At 69.1% G+C, this 14,603-nt stretch carries 16 protein-coding genes; 11 read left to right on the top strand and 5 right to left on the bottom strand.

All coding sequences use genetic code 11. The annotated features are described in order from the left end of the window. Positions 1-1,587 (top strand): apolipoprotein N-acyltransferase (gene lnt / locus IY392_RS02905; protein ID WP_228548944.1); only part of this gene is annotated, 1,587 nt, incomplete at its 5' end. 12 nt (positions 1,588-1,599) lie between these two features. After that, positions 1,600-2,367: a polyprenol monophosphomannose synthase gene (locus IY392_RS02900; protein ID WP_194860456.1), complete on the top strand. Its 768-nt coding sequence runs from the start codon at positions 1,600-1,602 to the stop codon at positions 2,365-2,367. A gap of 72 nt (positions 2,368-2,439) precedes the next feature. Here the strand turns inward: IY392_RS02900 and IY392_RS02895 are convergent, their stop codons facing one another. Then, positions 2,440-2,784 (bottom strand): RNA polymerase-binding protein RbpA, encoded by a 345-nt coding sequence (locus IY392_RS02895; RefSeq protein ID WP_107756432.1) that lies wholly within the window; start codon positions 2,782-2,784, stop codon positions 2,440-2,442. A gap of 168 nt (positions 2,785-2,952) precedes the next feature. Between IY392_RS02895 and IY392_RS02890 the strand changes: the two genes are divergently transcribed. From IY392_RS02890 to IY392_RS02880, 3 genes are all read left to right on the top strand, one after another. Continuing rightward, positions 2,953-3,309 (top strand): hypothetical protein, encoded by a 357-nt coding sequence (locus IY392_RS02890; protein ID WP_107756431.1) that lies wholly within the window; start codon positions 2,953-2,955, stop codon positions 3,307-3,309. Next, positions 3,306-5,018, top strand: coding sequence for an alpha/beta hydrolase (locus IY392_RS02885; protein WP_309230227.1), 1,713 nt, complete (start codon positions 3,306-3,308; stop codon positions 5,016-5,018). The genes IY392_RS02890 and IY392_RS02885 overlap by 4 nt, the downstream gene beginning before the upstream one ends. Positions 5,019-5,090: 72 nt before the next feature. Further along, positions 5,091-7,460 carry an excinuclease ABC subunit UvrA gene (locus tag IY392_RS02880; RefSeq protein WP_107756430.1) on the top strand — a complete coding sequence of 790 codons (2,370 nt, stop codon included), beginning with the start codon at positions 5,091-5,093 and terminating at the stop codon, positions 7,458-7,460. A gap of 13 nt (positions 7,461-7,473) precedes the next feature. On the opposite strand, the gene IY392_RS02875 is transcribed toward IY392_RS02880, so the two are convergent. Next, the gene (locus IY392_RS02875) at positions 7,474-7,680 is read right to left on the bottom strand and encodes a sigma factor-like helix-turn-helix DNA-binding protein (RefSeq protein WP_107756429.1); all 207 of its coding nucleotides are present in this window, start codon (positions 7,678-7,680) and stop codon (positions 7,474-7,476) included. 89 nt (positions 7,681-7,769) lie between these two features. Here IY392_RS02875 and IY392_RS02870 point away from each other — a divergent pair, with 89 nt between their 5' ends. Genes IY392_RS02870 through IY392_RS02860 form a run of 3 tightly spaced genes read left to right on the top strand, consistent with a single transcriptional unit; the run spans position 7,770 to position 9,436 of the window. Next, positions 7,770-8,354: a pyridoxamine 5'-phosphate oxidase family protein gene (locus tag IY392_RS02870; protein ID WP_194860453.1), complete on the top strand. Its 585-nt coding sequence runs from the start codon at positions 7,770-7,772 to the stop codon at positions 8,352-8,354. A gap of 3 nt (positions 8,355-8,357) precedes the next feature. Further along, positions 8,358-9,011 (top strand): GyrI-like domain-containing protein, encoded by a 654-nt coding sequence (locus IY392_RS02865; protein ID WP_107756427.1) that lies wholly within the window; start codon positions 8,358-8,360, stop codon positions 9,009-9,011. Then, positions 9,008-9,436 carry a PaaI family thioesterase gene (locus tag IY392_RS02860; RefSeq protein ID WP_107756426.1) on the top strand — a complete coding sequence of 143 codons (429 nt, stop codon included), beginning with the start codon at positions 9,008-9,010 and terminating at the stop codon, positions 9,434-9,436. The genes IY392_RS02865 and IY392_RS02860 overlap by 4 nt, the downstream gene beginning before the upstream one ends. 41 nt (positions 9,437-9,477) lie before the next feature. Here the strand turns inward: IY392_RS02860 and IY392_RS02855 are convergent, their stop codons facing one another. After that, complete coding sequence (locus tag IY392_RS02855) at positions 9,478-9,918, bottom strand: MarR family winged helix-turn-helix transcriptional regulator (protein WP_107756425.1); 441 nt, start codon at positions 9,916-9,918, stop codon at positions 9,478-9,480. A gap of 60 nt (positions 9,919-9,978) precedes the next feature. On the opposite strand from IY392_RS02855, the gene IY392_RS02850 reads away from it, so the two are divergent. After that, positions 9,979-10,458, top strand: coding sequence for a hypothetical protein (locus IY392_RS02850; RefSeq protein ID WP_228548943.1), 480 nt, complete (start codon positions 9,979-9,981; stop codon positions 10,456-10,458). 66 nt (positions 10,459-10,524) lie between these two features. Here the strand turns inward: IY392_RS02850 and IY392_RS02845 are convergent, their stop codons facing one another. Further along, positions 10,525-11,487: a PHB depolymerase family esterase gene (locus IY392_RS02845; RefSeq protein WP_194860452.1), complete on the bottom strand. Its 963-nt coding sequence runs from the start codon at positions 11,485-11,487 to the stop codon at positions 10,525-10,527. A gap of 66 nt (positions 11,488-11,553) precedes the next feature. Between IY392_RS02845 and IY392_RS02840 the strand changes: the two genes are divergently transcribed. After that, positions 11,554-13,065, top strand: a complete 1,512-nt coding sequence (locus IY392_RS02840) for an amidase (protein WP_182627771.1) — start codon at positions 11,554-11,556, stop codon at positions 13,063-13,065. A 140-nt stretch (positions 13,066-13,205) separates the two neighbouring features. Here IY392_RS02840 and IY392_RS02835 read toward each other — a convergent pair whose 3' ends face one another. Continuing rightward, the gene (locus IY392_RS02835; RefSeq protein WP_107756421.1) at positions 13,206-13,694 is read right to left on the bottom strand and encodes a helix-turn-helix domain-containing protein; all 489 of its coding nucleotides are present in this window, start codon (positions 13,692-13,694) and stop codon (positions 13,206-13,208) included. A 116-nt stretch (positions 13,695-13,810) separates the two neighbouring features. On the opposite strand from IY392_RS02835, the gene IY392_RS02830 reads away from it, so the two are divergent. After that, a complete protein-coding gene (locus IY392_RS02830; protein WP_194860451.1) occupies positions 13,811-14,569 on the top strand; it encodes an acyl-CoA thioesterase domain-containing protein in 759 nt (252 codons plus the stop codon). Positions 14,570-14,603: the final 34 nt, after the last annotated feature.

The raw sequence follows: 14,603 nt of genomic DNA, 5'->3' as shown, positions 1-14,603 counted from the left end.
GTGGGGGCGGCCGCGGCCGGCGCCCTGCTGGCCGCGTCGTTCCCCCCTGTCGGCCTGTGGTGGGCCGCGATCCTCGCTCTGGCACTTCTCGTCGTGACCCTGTCCCCGCTGCGCGGCCCCGCGCCCCGTCCGCGGACCGGCGCCCTCCTCGGGTTGATCGCCGGCCTGGTGTTCTTCCTCCTGCTGGTCCCGTGGGTGGGCCTGTACGTGGGGGCCTACGCCGCGTGGGCTCTGGCGCTGGTCGAGGCGTTGTACCTCGCCGCGTTCGGAGCCGGGGCCGTGGTGATCCTCCGGGAAGGACTCGCGGAAGGACGACGACACGGTCTGCGGGTGGTGGGCGCGGCGCTCGGTGTGGCCGGATGGTGGTCGGTGTGGGAGTGGATCCGCTCCTCGTGGCCGTGGGGCGGCTTCCCGTGGGGCCGGCTGGCGTTCGGCCAGGCCGACGGCCCGTTGCTGCCGTTGGCCTCGCTCGGTGGTACCCCGCTGCTCGGTTTCGCGGTCGCGGGCACGGGCACCGCGCTCGGACTCGTCGTCCTCCTACTCGCTCGCCGGCACCGGCCGCCGCGCGGGACACTGCGCTCGGCCACCGGACTCCTTGTGGTCCCCCTCGTCACCGCGGGACTCGCCGCCGCGGCGGCACTCGACACCACGCCCCGGGGCACCGGGGAGACCGCCGACATCGCCGTGATCCAGGGCAACGTCCCGCGCCTCGGGTTGGACTTCAACGCGCAGCGCCGTGCTGTCCTCGAGAACCACCTCCGGGTGACCGCAAAGCTCGCCGACGATGTCGAGGCCGGAACCGCGGTCCGGCCGGATGTGGTGCTGTGGCCGGAGAACGCCTCCGACATCTCGCCCCTGGCCGACCGGCAGGCCGGCGCCCAGATCTCCGCCCTGTCGCGTCGACTGGACGCCCCGATCCTCGTGGGCACCGTCCTGCGGGTGGGTGACGGCCCCGAGGCCACCAACTCCTACCTGGTCTGGGACGGTCGATCGCCCGAGCCCGCCGCGGATCCCGTGGTCGACCGCCACGACAAGAAGTACATCCAACCGTTCGGGGAGTGGTTGCCCCTGCGCGCGCCGCTCGAAGCCGTGTTCCCGATCGCCCGGACCGCCGGGCACTTCGTCCCAGGCGACGGCGACGGGATGGTGACCGCGGCCGGGATCGACTTCGGGGTGGCCATCTGCTTCGAGATCGCCTTCGACGCCGCAGCACGTGAACCGGTCGCCCGCGGAGCCCAGATCCTCACGGTGCCCACGAACAACGCGACCTTCGGCAGGTCCCCGATGAGCTACCAACAGCTCGCCATGTCGAGGGTCCGGGCGGTGGAGCACCACGTCCCCGTCCTCGTCGCGGCGACCAGCGGGGTCAGCGCGGTGATCGGCCCGGACGGTCAGGTGCTCCAGAAGACCGGGATCTTCGAGCCCGCGACACTGTCGGCGCAGGTCGAGTCGGACTCCGCCGGTACCATGGCAACCCGACTGGGCGGCATCCCGCAGATGGTGAGCTGCCTCATCGGGTTCGTCGGCCTGGGATGGGCGTTGATCCGCACCCGGCGGCGACCCGCGACCGAGTGCGAGGAGACGTAAGTGACCGATCCGATGGCGCCTCCACCCGCAGCTGCGTCCTCGCGGACGTTGGTGATCATCCCCACGTACGACGAGCGCGACAACCTCCCGGGCGTCGTCGAGCGCCTGCTCGCGTCAGCCCCCGACGTGGCGGTCCTCATCGCGGACGACAACAGCCCCGACGGCACCGGGGAGGTCGCCGACCGGCTCGCCGCCGACGACCCCCGGGGGCGGATCACCGTCCTGCACCGCGCGGGCAAGCAGGGGCTCGGCGCCGCCTACATCGCCGGATTCCGCTGGGGCCTGGAACGCGGCTACTCCGTGCTCGTGGAGATGGACGCCGACGGCAGCCACCCGCCCGAGCGGCTGCCGGCGATGCTCGCGGAGATCGACGCCGGCGCGGACCTGGTGATCGGATCACGCTACGTGCCCGGCGGCAGCGTCGAGAACTGGCCCTGGCAGCGCCACGTGATCTCCCGAGGCGGCAACGTCTACTCCCGGATCATGCTGGGGGTGGGCATCAAGGACATCACGGCGGGCTTCCGGGCCTACCGCAGCGAGTCCCTGTCACGCCTGGACATGGACGCGATCGAATCGAAGGGGTACTGCTTCCAGATCGACATGACCTGGCGTCTGTTGAACGCCGGGGGCACGGTCGTCGAGGTCCCGATCACCTTCACCGAACGCACCGTCGGGCACTCCAAGATGAGTGAGTCCATCTTCCGCGAGGCCGCTGTGAACGTAGCGCGATGGGGTTGGGAGAAGCGACGCGGACAGCTGAGATCGCTCGTCCGGCGCTGACCCCGCCCGCGAAATCAGGACGCCCCCGGCCCCGTCGAGGGGCCGGGGGCGTCCTGGCGGGGTCGGGCTCTTCTAGCGGGCGCCAGCGCGCCGACGCTTCTTGAGGATGTCCATCCGCTCCTTGAGCAGGTCCTCCAGATCGTCGAGCGACCGACGCTCGAGGAGCATGTCCCAGTGGGTGCGCGGCGGCTTACCCTTCTTGACCTCCACCGACGGGCCATCGATGAGCTGGCCCTCCTGGCCGTTCTTGCACATCCAGGTGCCGGGGATCTCGGCGTCGTCGGCGAACGGGACCTCGTACACCTCGCCGTTCTCCGTCTGGTACCTGGCCATCCGCCGGGGCGCGAGATCGGTGTCCCGGTCGGTCTCGTAGCTCACCGCACCGAGGCGGCTGCCCCTGAGGACTCGATCTGCCATGCGAACTCCTTCTACCGTGTTCGTCCGTCTTTTCAGCTGACTGCCACATGACATCCTGTGACACGACGCTGTCGTGTTCCTGGTCATGTAACGCCAGGTGACCCCCCGAATGTTCCCACGGCACACGGCAGCAGGCCAGCCGGGGACCCTCTCGGTACCCTGACCACCGTGGACACCGACGCCCCCTCCGAGCTCCCCCCGCCCCGGCGGGGTGAGGCCTCGTGCGCGTGGTGCGGGCGTCCGGTCGACGAGGGGAACACGGGTCGACGACGACGGTACTGTCGTCGCTCCTGCCGTCAGCGCGCCTACGAGCAGAGGCAGTCACTGAGGGTCCGCGAGCTGCCGGAGGGGACGGTGGTGCTCTCGGACTCCGAGTCGACGGACCTCATGGACCGCATGTTCCAGCTCAGGTGTGCGTGTGAGGACCTGCACACCGCGATCGTCGAGGGGGAGGACGCCGCCGAGTTGGCGCGGATGTCCGGCGACCTGGTGGCCGCTGCCCGGCGCGCCGAACGTTTGAGGTGAACAGGGCCGGCGAGGTGCTGGTAGTGCTGTGGCACCGCTGGCACCTGTCCGTCACGGGCGTCATCGTCGGAGCACTCGCCGCCTGGGCCTCGCTCATGCCGTCGCTTCTGCCTCGAACCTGGCAGTACCAGGGCTTCGTCACCGGTTTGTCCATGCTGGTGGGATACGGGGCCGGCATCGCGGTGCGGACCGTGTGGAAGAGACTGGTGAGTCCCCGCGTGACTCTCGGTCCTGCGCTGCTGGACCTCGGCGACCGGGTCGTGGCGTTCGCGCGGTTGTCCGCGCCTTACGTCTTGATCGTCTACCTCATCACGGCCACGGCCACAGCTGTCCGGTGGCAGGACCAGGTATCGGATCTGGTCGCGTCGCCCAGACCTCCGTGGAGCGATTACATGCGCGCCCCCTGGGTTGCTCTTGCCGTCTTCGTGGTGCTCTTGATCGCATGCCGGGTGATCCAGGCGGCCTATCGGGGATTCGTACTGCTCGTCCGTCGCAGATTCGCCGTGGGGGAGAACTCGGCCCGGATCACCGGGATCGTGGTGGTGGCCGCCCTCATGGTGGGCGTGGCGCAAGGAGTGATCCCGCGCGCGTTCTTCCAGACCGCCAACCGGGTCTTCAGCGTGCAGAACGACCAGGACCTCCCCGGCGCGCAGCGCCCGACGGCCAGCGAGCGATCCGGGGGGCCGGGGTCCCATGTCGACTTCGAGGACCTGGGCAGGCAGGGGCGCCGCTTCGTCAGTGGCGGTCTCGGACGCGCGCATCTGAGCGACCTGTTACGGGAGGATGCACGCGAGCCCATCCGGGCCTATGCCGGGCTGGAGTCCGCACCTACCGACGACGAGCGCGCGCGACTCGTGGTGGCCGAGCTGGACAGGACCCGTGCCTGGGAGCGGGGATCGGTGGTGATCGCCCCCACTACAGGGACCGGATGGATCAATCCGCACGCCGCGCAGGCCATCGAACTTCTCTCCGGTGGGGACGTGGCCCTGGTCGGCACCCAGTATTCCTACCTTCCGAGCTGGATCTCGTTCCTCGCCGATCGCGAGAAGGCGGAGACCGCCGGGAAGGCACTCATCGATGCCGTGGTCACCTGGCGTGACTCCCTGCCGTCCGACCGTCAGCGGCCGGCACTCTACGTCTACGGCGAGAGCCTGGGCACCCAGGCCGGCGAGGCCGCCTTCTCCGGACTCCGGGATATCCGCGCCACCGTGGACGGAGTCCTGTGGCTGGGACCACCGCATTCCAATCGGATCTGGAGTTCTCTGGTCGAGCGGCGGGATCCGGGAACGCGGGCGGCCGAACCGGTCTACGCCGACGGTCTACTGGTCCGCTTCTCGGAGGATCCGGCCGAGTTCCGTGGTGACGACACCTCGTGGATCCCACCGCGCGTACTCTATGTCCAGCACGCCACCGACCCCGTGGTGTGGTGGACAACTGATCTGTTGTTCGCGCGGCCGGACTGGCTTGCCGAGCCGCCGGGCAGAGGCCGACACCCGGGGATGCGCTACCTTCCCGTCGTCACCTTCTTCCAGGTCACCGCGGACTTGGGCAACGCCATCGGTGGATCCCAGGGATACGGTCACCTCTACGATCGCCAGATCTTGGACGGGTGGGCCGCCGCCACGGGGCGGCCCGGATGGGACGAGGACGAGTTCGAGCGGTTTGCGCGGCTGCACGCGACCGCAATGGAACACCAGGAGCGCGGCTAGGCATCCCGCCCCCGGCCGGGTGCCCGGCGTCCTACGGTTGACGGCACACACCCGCAGCGAGGAGAAGCCCCCGTGAGTGACCACATCGCCGATTCACACGACGTCATCCGTGTCCGGGGGGCGCGGGAGAACACACTGAAGTCGGTCGACGTCGACCTGCCCAAACGTCGGCTCACCGCGTTCACCGGCGTGTCCGGTTCAGGTAAGAGCTCCCTGGTCTTCGCCACGATCGCCGCCGAGTCCCAGCGGATGATCAACGAGACCTACAGTGCGTTCCTGCAGGGCTTCATGCCCACCCTCGCTCGCCCCGAGGTGGATCTTCTCGACGGTCTCACCACGGCCATCGTGGTGGATCAGGAGCGCATGGGTTCCGACCCCCGGTCGACGGTCGGTACGGCGACCGACACCGGCGCCCTGTTGCGCATCCTGTTCAGCCGGCTCGCGCAGCCGCACATCGGCGGGCCCAAGGCGTACTCGTTCAACGTCGCCTCCGCCAGCGGCGTGGGCACGCTGAAGAAGGCGGACGGCAGCCGGCAGAAGGCGGAGTTCTCCATCACCGGTGGGATGTGCGTGACGTGCGAGGGGCGGGGGTCGGTGTCCGATTTCGACGTCGACGCCCTCGTCGACAGGTCCAGGTCGCTCGCCGAGGGCGCCATCACGGTGCCCGGGTACTCGATGGACGGGTGGTACGGGCGCATCTACGCGGGGTCCGGGTTCTTCGACATGGACAAGCCTGTCCGGGACTTCACCGAGCAGGAGATGCACGATCTGCTCCGGAGGGAGCCGGTCAAGATCAAGGCCGACGGGATCAACGTGACCTTCGAGGGTCTGATCCCGAAGATCCAGAAGTCGATGCTGGCCAAGGATGTCGAGGCGATGCAGCCGCACATCCGGGCGTTCGTCGAGCGGGCGGTGGTGTTCACCACCTGTCCCGACTGCGGGGGTACCCGCCTCAACGAGGGTGCACGGTCCTCCCGGATCGGGGAGCTGAACATCGCCGACGCCTCGGCGATGCAGATCACCGATCTCGCCGAGTGGCTCCGCGGACTCTCCGAGCCTTCTGTCGCCCCACTGCTCGCGGCTCTACAGCACACCCTGGACTCCTTCGTGGAGATCGGACTGGGCTACCTCTCGCTGGACCGTCCGGCCGGCACCCTCTCCGGCGGCGAGTCGCAGCGGGTCAAGATGATCCGACACCTGGGATCGGCACTGACGGACGTGACCTACGTCTTCGACGAGCCCTCGATCGGGTTGCATCCGCACGACATCCAGCGGATGAACGACCTGCTGCTGAGGCTGCGCGACAAGGGGAACACCGTGCTCGTGGTGGAGCACAAGCCGGAGATCATCGCCATCGCCGATCACGTGGTGGACCTGGGGCCCGGCGCGGGGTCCGCGGGGGGCGAGATCTGTTACCAGGGGTCGGTCGCCGGGCTCCGGGAGAGCGGCACCGTCACCGGCCGGCACCTCGACGACCGGGCGTCGCTCAAGGCCGAGGTGCGCACGGCGACCGGCCGCCTCGAGGTGCGGGGCGCGACCGCCCACAATGTCCGCAACGTGGACGTCGACATCCCGCTGGGCGTCTTGTGCGTGGTGACCGGTGTGGCGGGCTCCGGGAAGAGCTCACTCATCCACGGGTCGGTGTCCCCGCGGCCCGGTGTGGTCGCGATAGACCAGACCGCGATCCGCGGTTCCCGCCGCAGCAACCCCGCCACCTACACCGGGCTGCTCGACCCCATCCGGAAAGCCTTCGCCAAGGCCAACGGGGTCAAACCCGCGCTGTTCAGCCCCAACTCCGAGGGCGCGTGCCCCACCTGCAAAGGGGCGGGGGTGATCTACAGCGACCTCGCGCTGATGGCGGGGGTCGCCACGACGTGTGATGACTGCGAGGGGCGGCGTTTCCAGGCCGAGGTACTGGAGTACCGGCTGGGGGAGCGCAACATCGGTGAGGTTCTCGAGATGTCGGTGGCCACGGCCGAGGAGTTCTTCCGCGAGGGACCATCCCGGATCCCGGCCGCGCACACGATCCTGCTCCGGCTCCGCGATGTGGGGTTGGGCTACGTGCGACTCGGACAGCCGTTGACCACACTGTCCGGAGGCGAGCGGCAACGGCTCAAGCTGGCCGCACAGATGGCGGACAAGGCGGAGGTCTACGTGCTCGACGAACCGACCACCGGCCTGCATCTGGCCGACGTCCGGAATCTGCTGGGAATGCTCGACCGGTTGGTCGACGCGGGCAGGTCCGTCGTCGTCATCGAGCACCATCAGGCCGTGATGGCCCACGCCGACTGGATCATCGACCTCGGTCCCGGGGCCGGCCACGGTGGTGGCCGCGTCGTGTTCGAGGGCACGCCCGCCGAGCTCGTGGCGGCCCGATCCACGCTCACCGGTGACCACCTCGCGCAGTACGTGGGGCAGACCACCGGACCCGCCACGAGCTGAGGTCCGCCGTCGCTCAGCCCGCTCGACCGAACCTCTTGTGCAGCGCCTGCTTGCTCACTCCCAGGACGACCCCGATCTCCGCCCAGCTCAAGCCGTGCAGTCGGGCGTGCCTGACGGCCGCGGACTCCTCGCGAGCGAGTGCGGTCTTCGCCTCCGCGATCGCAGCCAGACGCTCGACCGGGTTGGGCGCGTTGTCGTCGTCATCGAAGGTCGTCTCCACATTCCTCACCTCAGTCGTCAACCTACATTGACGACCGCCGAACGTCAACTAGCGTTGACGTTCCGTGCGGGCGGAGTAGGGTCGGAGCCGTGCCCGCCAACCGCTACCCGGAGATCGCGTTCGGCTCCGCCGCGCGCGCCCGGCAGGCGTCGGTAGGTCTCACCCGGCCGCAGGGGGCCGGCGAGTTCAGCCTCGACGGCACCGATTCCGCGCTGATCCGGCGGGCAGACCACTTCGTCCTGTCCAGTGTCACCGAATCCGGATGGCCCTATGCCCAGCACCGCGGCGGTCCCGCAGGGTTCGTCCACGTCCTGACGCCCACGTCGCTGGCGTGGGTGGAGTTCCCCGGCAACCGTCAGTACGTCACGGTGGGCAACGTGGACCACGACGGCCGCGTCTGCCTCCTCTTCGTCGACTACCCCACGCGGTCCCGGCTCAAGGTGTTCGGGCACGCCCGGATCGTCGAGCCGGACCGGGACCCCGAGCTGGTGGATCGCCTGCGGACGATGGGGGAGAGGACCTACACCGGGCATGTCGAGCGGGCGATCATCGTGGACCTGGTCGCCGCCGACGCCAACTGCAGCAAGCACATCACACCCCGCTGGGATCGCGCGTACATCGACGACCTCACCGCGGTCTACCGTCAGCACATCGAGGAGTTGCGGGAAGGGTGAGACGTGGGATCCTTCGACATCAAGCGGGAGCGCAAGGACCTCTACAACGGGAGAGTGGGAAGGTTCGACCTGGTCCAGGTGCCGTCGATGAGGTTCCTCATGGCCGACGGTCGCGGCGACCCCAACACCTGCGCTGACTACGCCACCACGCTCGAGGCGCTGTACACGTGTTCCTACGCCGTGCGGGCGATGGCGAAGGACGATCTGGGGCGCGTCCACACCGTCGGCCCACTCGAGGGACTCTGGTACGCCCGCGATCTCGAGGTGTTCACAGCGCGGAACAAGGACGCGTGGGAATGGACCATGATGATCTGGCAGCCCGACTGGGTCACGGCGGACATGGTGGCCTCCGCCGTGGACAAGGTGACGGCGAGGAAGCCGGCGGTCGCCGTGGACCGGGTCCGACTCGAAGAGTTCGCCGAGGGCCCGGCCGTCCAGACCCTGCACGTCGGACCGTACGACGCGGAGGGGCCGGTCATCGCCCGGATGCACGAGGAGATCATCCCCGGCCGCGGCCTGATCCCCACAGGGCACCACCACGAGATCTATCTCTCCGACGCGCGCAGGACCGATCCGGCCCGACTGCGGACGATCCTGCGCCAACCCGTGGCGACGGCGGGGGAGCACGGTTCAGGTGCGGGTAGAAAGAACTCATGACTGCAACCGACGGGTTCCCCGACGCCTCTTCCGAAGCCGCGAGCACCTTCGTCCGGGCCTCCGGACTCGTCGTCGACGAGGTGACCGCGACGAGCCTGTCGGGACACGCGGACCTGGGCGGCGATCATCTCACCGCGTGGGGGACCGTCCACGGTGGTGTGTACGCCAGCATCGTGGAATCCGCGGGCGGCGCCGGCGCCGGAGCCGCCGTGGCCGACCTCGGCCAGATCGCCGTGGGCGTCCACAATGGCACCGACTTCCTGCGGGCATCGACCGGTGGACGGGTCGAGGTGCGCGCGGAGGCCCTGTTCCAGGGGCGCAGCCAGCAGTTGTGGGATGTGGTGATCAGCCAGACCGAGGGCGGGAAGATCCTGGCCAGGGGCCAGCTCAGGCTACAGAACGTACCGCGGCCGGACGCCGTGTAGCGTGCCTGGTCGCGTCCGGGGCGGCCATCATCAGGCGTCGATCATCGGGCGTCCGCACGACCCAGGGCAGCGACGACACCCCGCGCCAGTCGGCGCAGCTCGACCAGGTCTCCCGGAGGCATGTCGAGCTTCTCCACCAACGCGCACTGGATGCGTCCGGCCTCCTCGCGCAGTGCGCTGCCCGGACCAGTGAGTGAGACGGTGACGCTGCGGGCGTCCCTGCCCGCCCTGCTGCGGGAGACCAGTCCAGCGGCTTCCATCCGCGAGAGCAGAGGGGAGAGGGTGCCGGAGTCGAGGTACATCCGCTCGCCCAGCTGTCGGAGCGTCAGACCGTCCTCCTCCCACAGGGCCAGCAGCACCAGATACTGGGGATAGGTGAGTCCCACCGCGGCCAAGGCCTCCCGATACGCCGCGGTCGACGCCCTGGAAGCGGCATAGAGGGCAAAACAGACCTGCTGGTCGAGACGGAGATCGGCGTCCATGACTCCAGTGTCCCGCACAAGTCGATTGCGCACAATTGAGTTGTGCGCAATACTTTCGCCATGAACCGAACTCCGGGAAACCGCCAGGCCGGACCCGCCGGCATCACGACGACCCGGCGTGGGGGTCGGGCAGCGGAGGGGGCCCGCCACGTGGGTCGCTGGACCCTCGGCGCAGGGCTGGCGGGCGCCGGGGTGGGTCACCTGACCACCCTCCGTGAGGAGTTCCAAGCTCAGGTGCCCGGATGGGTTCTCCTGGACCCGGACGTCGTGGTGCTGGCCTCGGGAGTCGTGGAGATCGGGCTGGGCGCGGCGCTCATCCTGGCTCCTATGCGTGTCCGGCCCGCCGTGGGGTGGATCACCGCCGGCTTCTTCGTGGCGATCTTCCCCGGGAACATCTCGCAGTACGTCACCGGCACGGACGCCTTCGGACTGGACTCCGACCGTGCCCGTCTGGTCCGACTGTTCTTCCAACCCCTGTTGGTGGCGTGGGCGCTCTGGTCGCCCGGAGCGTGGCGCGCCTGGCGGAACCGACGCACCTGATCACCGATTTCGCCGACCAGGTCGCCCGCGAAGCCCACAGGAGTCGTCCTGGGGAGCCGGGTCCACTCACGCCGGGGCGGGGGAGAAGAACCTCCAGATCTCGCCGGGAGCGTCGTAGCGGGCCCCGCCGTCTCGTCCCCACCTGCCGGACAGCGTGGGGAAGGAGTGGCCGACGCGATCCACCCTCACCAGACGCACCGCAGCGGGCCCCTCCCACGTGATCGTCTCCGCGTCCCCCTCCCGGGTGACCGTCGGGGTGGCGCCGCCGGCGAGGATCCCGTTGTACCGGGCGAACCACTCCGCACCCTCCACGGCGGACATGACCTCGCCCCGGGAAGCCGCGGTGAGTCCCGATCCCACGCGGACCTCACCACCATCGATCGGGTTGATGGGATCCTGTCGCCCCTGCACGAACATGATGGGGACCGGGTCACCCTGCACCTCGCAACCGAGATTGTCCGCGGTCGGGGGATTGGCGGCCACGGCCGCGACCCCGTCGACCAGGTCCGGCGCCTCGAGGGCCAGGCGCATGGCCATGTGACCACCGGAGGAGAATCCCACCGCGTAGACAGGACCGGTCGACCCCACCGACTCGGCAGCCTGTCGCATGAGACCCAGATCGTCGAGGTCCTCGTCCTTGGCGGGCCAGTCTCCCTCGACGCGGCACTCGTTCCAGTTGTTCTGGTGACCGTCGACGTAGACCACCGCGAACCCCTCCTCGTCGGCCAGTTGCTCGAGATCGGGTCCGATCCCGTTGCGGATCCCCGAAGCGGTGTCCCCGGTCCCGTGAATGACCAGGAGGGCGGGGGCCGAGGGATCACTCACCGCGGCCGGCGGACGGTAGACCGTCCACGTCCGGGTCCGCTCGTCCAGCACCGTCGAGTGGCTGGTGAGATTCTGCGACGCGTCCGCCGGGATCGAGGCGGACGGGTCGCGATCGACGGTCCTCGACGCGCAGGCGGCAGTCGTCGTAGCGAGGGCGAGGCACGCCAGAGCCCTGGCCGTTCGGGGGAACACCGAGTGGGTCATCTCTCGAGTGTGCGTGATCTGCCGTTGGCCCGGCCCCCTGGCCGGCCCTGAGTAGACTCTCACCCCATGCGTATCGATGAGTACCGTCGCCACGACGCCCTCGGCCTGGCCGCCCTGGTCCGGTCCGGGGAGGTGACGGCGGGCGAGTTGCTCGAGGTCGCGGTGCAGCAGGCGGACACCGTCAACCCGCACCTCAACGCCATCATCAACCGGATGGACGCCCGGGCCCGCGACCGGGCGACGGAGTCGCTCGACGGACCCTTCGCCGGAGTTCCCTTCCTCATCAAGGATCTGGGCCAGGACTACCGGGGGGTGCCGACCAGCGGCGGATCGCGGCCCCTGTCCCACATTCCGGCGGCCGAGCACTCGACAGTGGTCCAGCGCTGGCTCGACGCGGGACTCGTCATCTTCGGCAAGACCAACACCCCCGAGTTCGGGGCGAAGGGAATCACCGAACCGGACCTTTTCGGGCCCGCCCGCAACCCGTGGGACACCACCAGGACGCCCGGCGGCTCCTCGGGAGGGTCGGCCGCCGCTGTGGCGGCCGGTGTCGTTCCCGTGGCCGGGGCCAGCGATGGCGGTGGCTCCATCCGCATCCCGGCCGCGTGCTGCGGCCTCGTGGGGCTCAAGCCGGGCCGGGGCCTGGTGCCGATGGGGCCGATGATCGGCGAGGCGATGCACGGTGCGGCGACGCACGGCGTGATCTCGCGCTCCGTCCGCGATTCCGCGGCGATGCTGGATGTCCTGGCCGGTGGCGAGCCGAGCGGACCCTACGTCCCCGGGATGCCCACCGAGGACTTCCTCTCGCAGGTCGGTAGGGAACCGGGTCGGCTGCGGATCGGCGTGTGCACCGCATCCTCGATCAACTCCGACCCCCATCCGGAGGCCTCGGCATCGGTCGAGGCGACCGCACGCACGCTCTCCGATCTGGGCCATGACGTCGAGATGCTCGACGAACAGCCGATCGACGACCTGGCGCTGGCGCGCGACTTCCTCACCACCTGGTTCGTGGTGCTGGCGTGGCAGGTCGACGACGTCAAGCGGCGCACCGGATGCCGGGACGGTGACTTCGAGTTGGACACGCAGATCATGGCGGCCCTGGGCCGAGCACACAGCAGCGTCGACTACGTCGGCACGGTGATGCGCCGACACGAGCACGTGCGGAGATTGTCCGCGTACTTCGAGGGGTACGACCTGCTGGTCACGCCCACGTTGGCAGACCTGCCCCCGCACGTCGGGGCACTGGACACACCACGACCCGCACACCGTGCTGCGACAGTGCTCCTCAGGACCCGGACGGCCGGCCTGCTGCGGTACTCGGGGCTCGTGGAGTCGATGATCAACAACAACCTCAATTGGATCCCGTACACCCAGCTGGCCAACCTCACCGGGCGACCGGCGATCTCGCTACCTCTGCACCGGACCGCTGAGGGCGTGCCGATGGGGGTGCAGTTCATCTCACCACTGGGAGGTGAATCCATGCTCCTGCGCCTCGCCGGACAACTCGAGCAGGCGGTGCCGTGGGATCACCTGCGGGCTCCGGATCTCGCGTCAGGCGGAGCCCCGACGAGTCTCTGAACGTCAGAACCACTCTGGAATCCGGCGACCGCGCGGGCGGACCGTACCGAACACGGAGCCTCTGAGGCGAGGAGTCGGTGCGTCCCGCGAGCCGGCACGTGCTGCAGACACCTGCCTGTCGACAAACCAGCGACGTTCGCTCAGGCGCCCTGAGCCGCTGGCACGATCACCGCATCACCCTCGGACCAGCCCGGGCCGTGCCGAAGCGTCAGGTCGCGACCGTACACACGTTCGCCACAGGCACCACACGCGAGATGCGCGTCGAGGACGTGGCCACACGACTCGTGAACCGCTTCGACCGGGGCACCGTTCGGGGCCGCCCAGCGGTCGCCCCACTGTCGAAGCATCTGGAGTGCCGGCCACAGGTCGCGCCCCTTGTCCGTCAGAACGTACTCATGGCGCAGCGGCCGATTCTGATAGGGCACCTGCTCCATCAAGCCATGCTCGACAAGAGTCTCGAGCCGTTGAGCCAAAACGTTGCGAGCGATCCCGAGACGGCCCTGGAACTGCTCGAAGCGCCGCACTCCCATCAAGGCATCACGGAGCACGAGCGGGGTCCACCAGTCTCCGATCACCTCGAGAGTCTGGGCGATCGAGCAGTTCATGTCGGCAAAGCTCGTGCGACGCATGCAGCGATACTAGTGCGTTGCATGAAAGAACGCACTTGCTGTACCCTCAGTTGCATGAAGCAACTGTCGGCCTGGCGGGCACTTTCGGGCCCACCCAGCACAGGGCAGGCCACAGGGTGAATCCCCCCGGCGACACCACCATCGCCGGCGCGCTAGGCGGCGACCGCTCTGACGTGCGGGCCCTTTTCGGCTTCGGGGGAGTGCACGGCGGACTGCTCGCCGCCGCCCTCCTGCGCGCCGCCCGCGGCCCCGGACCGTCGGATCGACTGCCGGTGGAGACGACGACGTACTTCCTGAGGCCCGTGCTCGCCATGCCCGACCTGGAGCGACTCGCAGTCCGGGAAGGAGGAAGGACTACGATCACCTCGGCGTCGGCCACCGTCGACGGCACCCTCGCCGCAACCTCAACAACGGTGTCGTCGACCGCACGGGAACCTTCCACACCCGTTGTGAGCACCGTCGCGCCGGATATCACGCCGCTCGACCTCGCTGAACGATTCGTCATCCCGCCGGAGTTCGTGCCGATCTCCACCAAGATGGAGATCCGGCCTGCTACACCCGGTTTGCCGTACTCGGGCGCGACCGTTCCGGAACTGTGCGCCTGGATCCGCCTGACCGAATCGGTACACGACCCGTTCGAGCGCATCCTAATTCTCGCGGACGCGCTCGCACCGTCGTACGCCGCGATACTCACCGACCTCCGGATGGCACCCTCCGTGCGAATGACCGTGCGATTCACCCCGGCCGTTGCCAGACTGCCGTTCGACTGGGTGCTGGTGCGCGCCACGACCGCTGAGGCCGGGACCGACGGCTGGCTCGGAGAACACGTGACGATCTGGGCGCCCGATGGAGAGTTGCTAGTGGTCCGCATTTGAAGTGTTGTTACGGTTGGCTTTCGCGAGGACTTCC

Source organism: Dietzia sp. SYD-A1 (assembly GCF_015356725.1).
Classification (GTDB): Bacteria; Actinomycetota; Actinomycetes; order Mycobacteriales; family Mycobacteriaceae; genus Dietzia.
This window is presented reverse-complemented; position numbering and strand designations above follow the sequence as displayed.

What these genes read in the sequence shown, in the direction of transcription:
- IY392_RS02850 (WP_228548943.1), top strand. Translation starts at nt 9,979, where the DNA reads ATGAACCGAACTCCGGGAAACCGCCAGGCCGGACCCGCCGGCATCACG.
- IY392_RS02835 (WP_107756421.1), bottom strand. Translation starts at nt 13,694, where the DNA reads ATGCGTCGCACGAGCTTTGCCGACATGAACTGCTCGATCGCCCAGACT.
- IY392_RS02900 (WP_194860456.1), top strand. Translation starts at nt 1,600, where the DNA reads ATGGCGCCTCCACCCGCAGCTGCGTCCTCGCGGACGTTGGTGATCATC.
- IY392_RS02895 (WP_107756432.1), bottom strand. Translation starts at nt 2,784, where the DNA reads ATGGCAGATCGAGTCCTCAGGGGCAGCCGCCTCGGTGCGGTGAGCTAC.
- IY392_RS02840 (WP_182627771.1), top strand. Translation starts at nt 11,554, where the DNA reads ATGCGTATCGATGAGTACCGTCGCCACGACGCCCTCGGCCTGGCCGCC.
- IY392_RS02860 (WP_107756426.1), top strand. Translation starts at nt 9,008, where the DNA reads ATGACTGCAACCGACGGGTTCCCCGACGCCTCTTCCGAAGCCGCGAGC.
- IY392_RS02855 (WP_107756425.1), bottom strand. Translation starts at nt 9,918, where the DNA reads ATGGACGCCGATCTCCGTCTCGACCAGCAGGTCTGTTTTGCCCTCTAT.
- IY392_RS02845 (WP_194860452.1), bottom strand. Translation starts at nt 11,487, where the DNA reads ATGACCCACTCGGTGTTCCCCCGAACGGCCAGGGCTCTGGCGTGCCTC.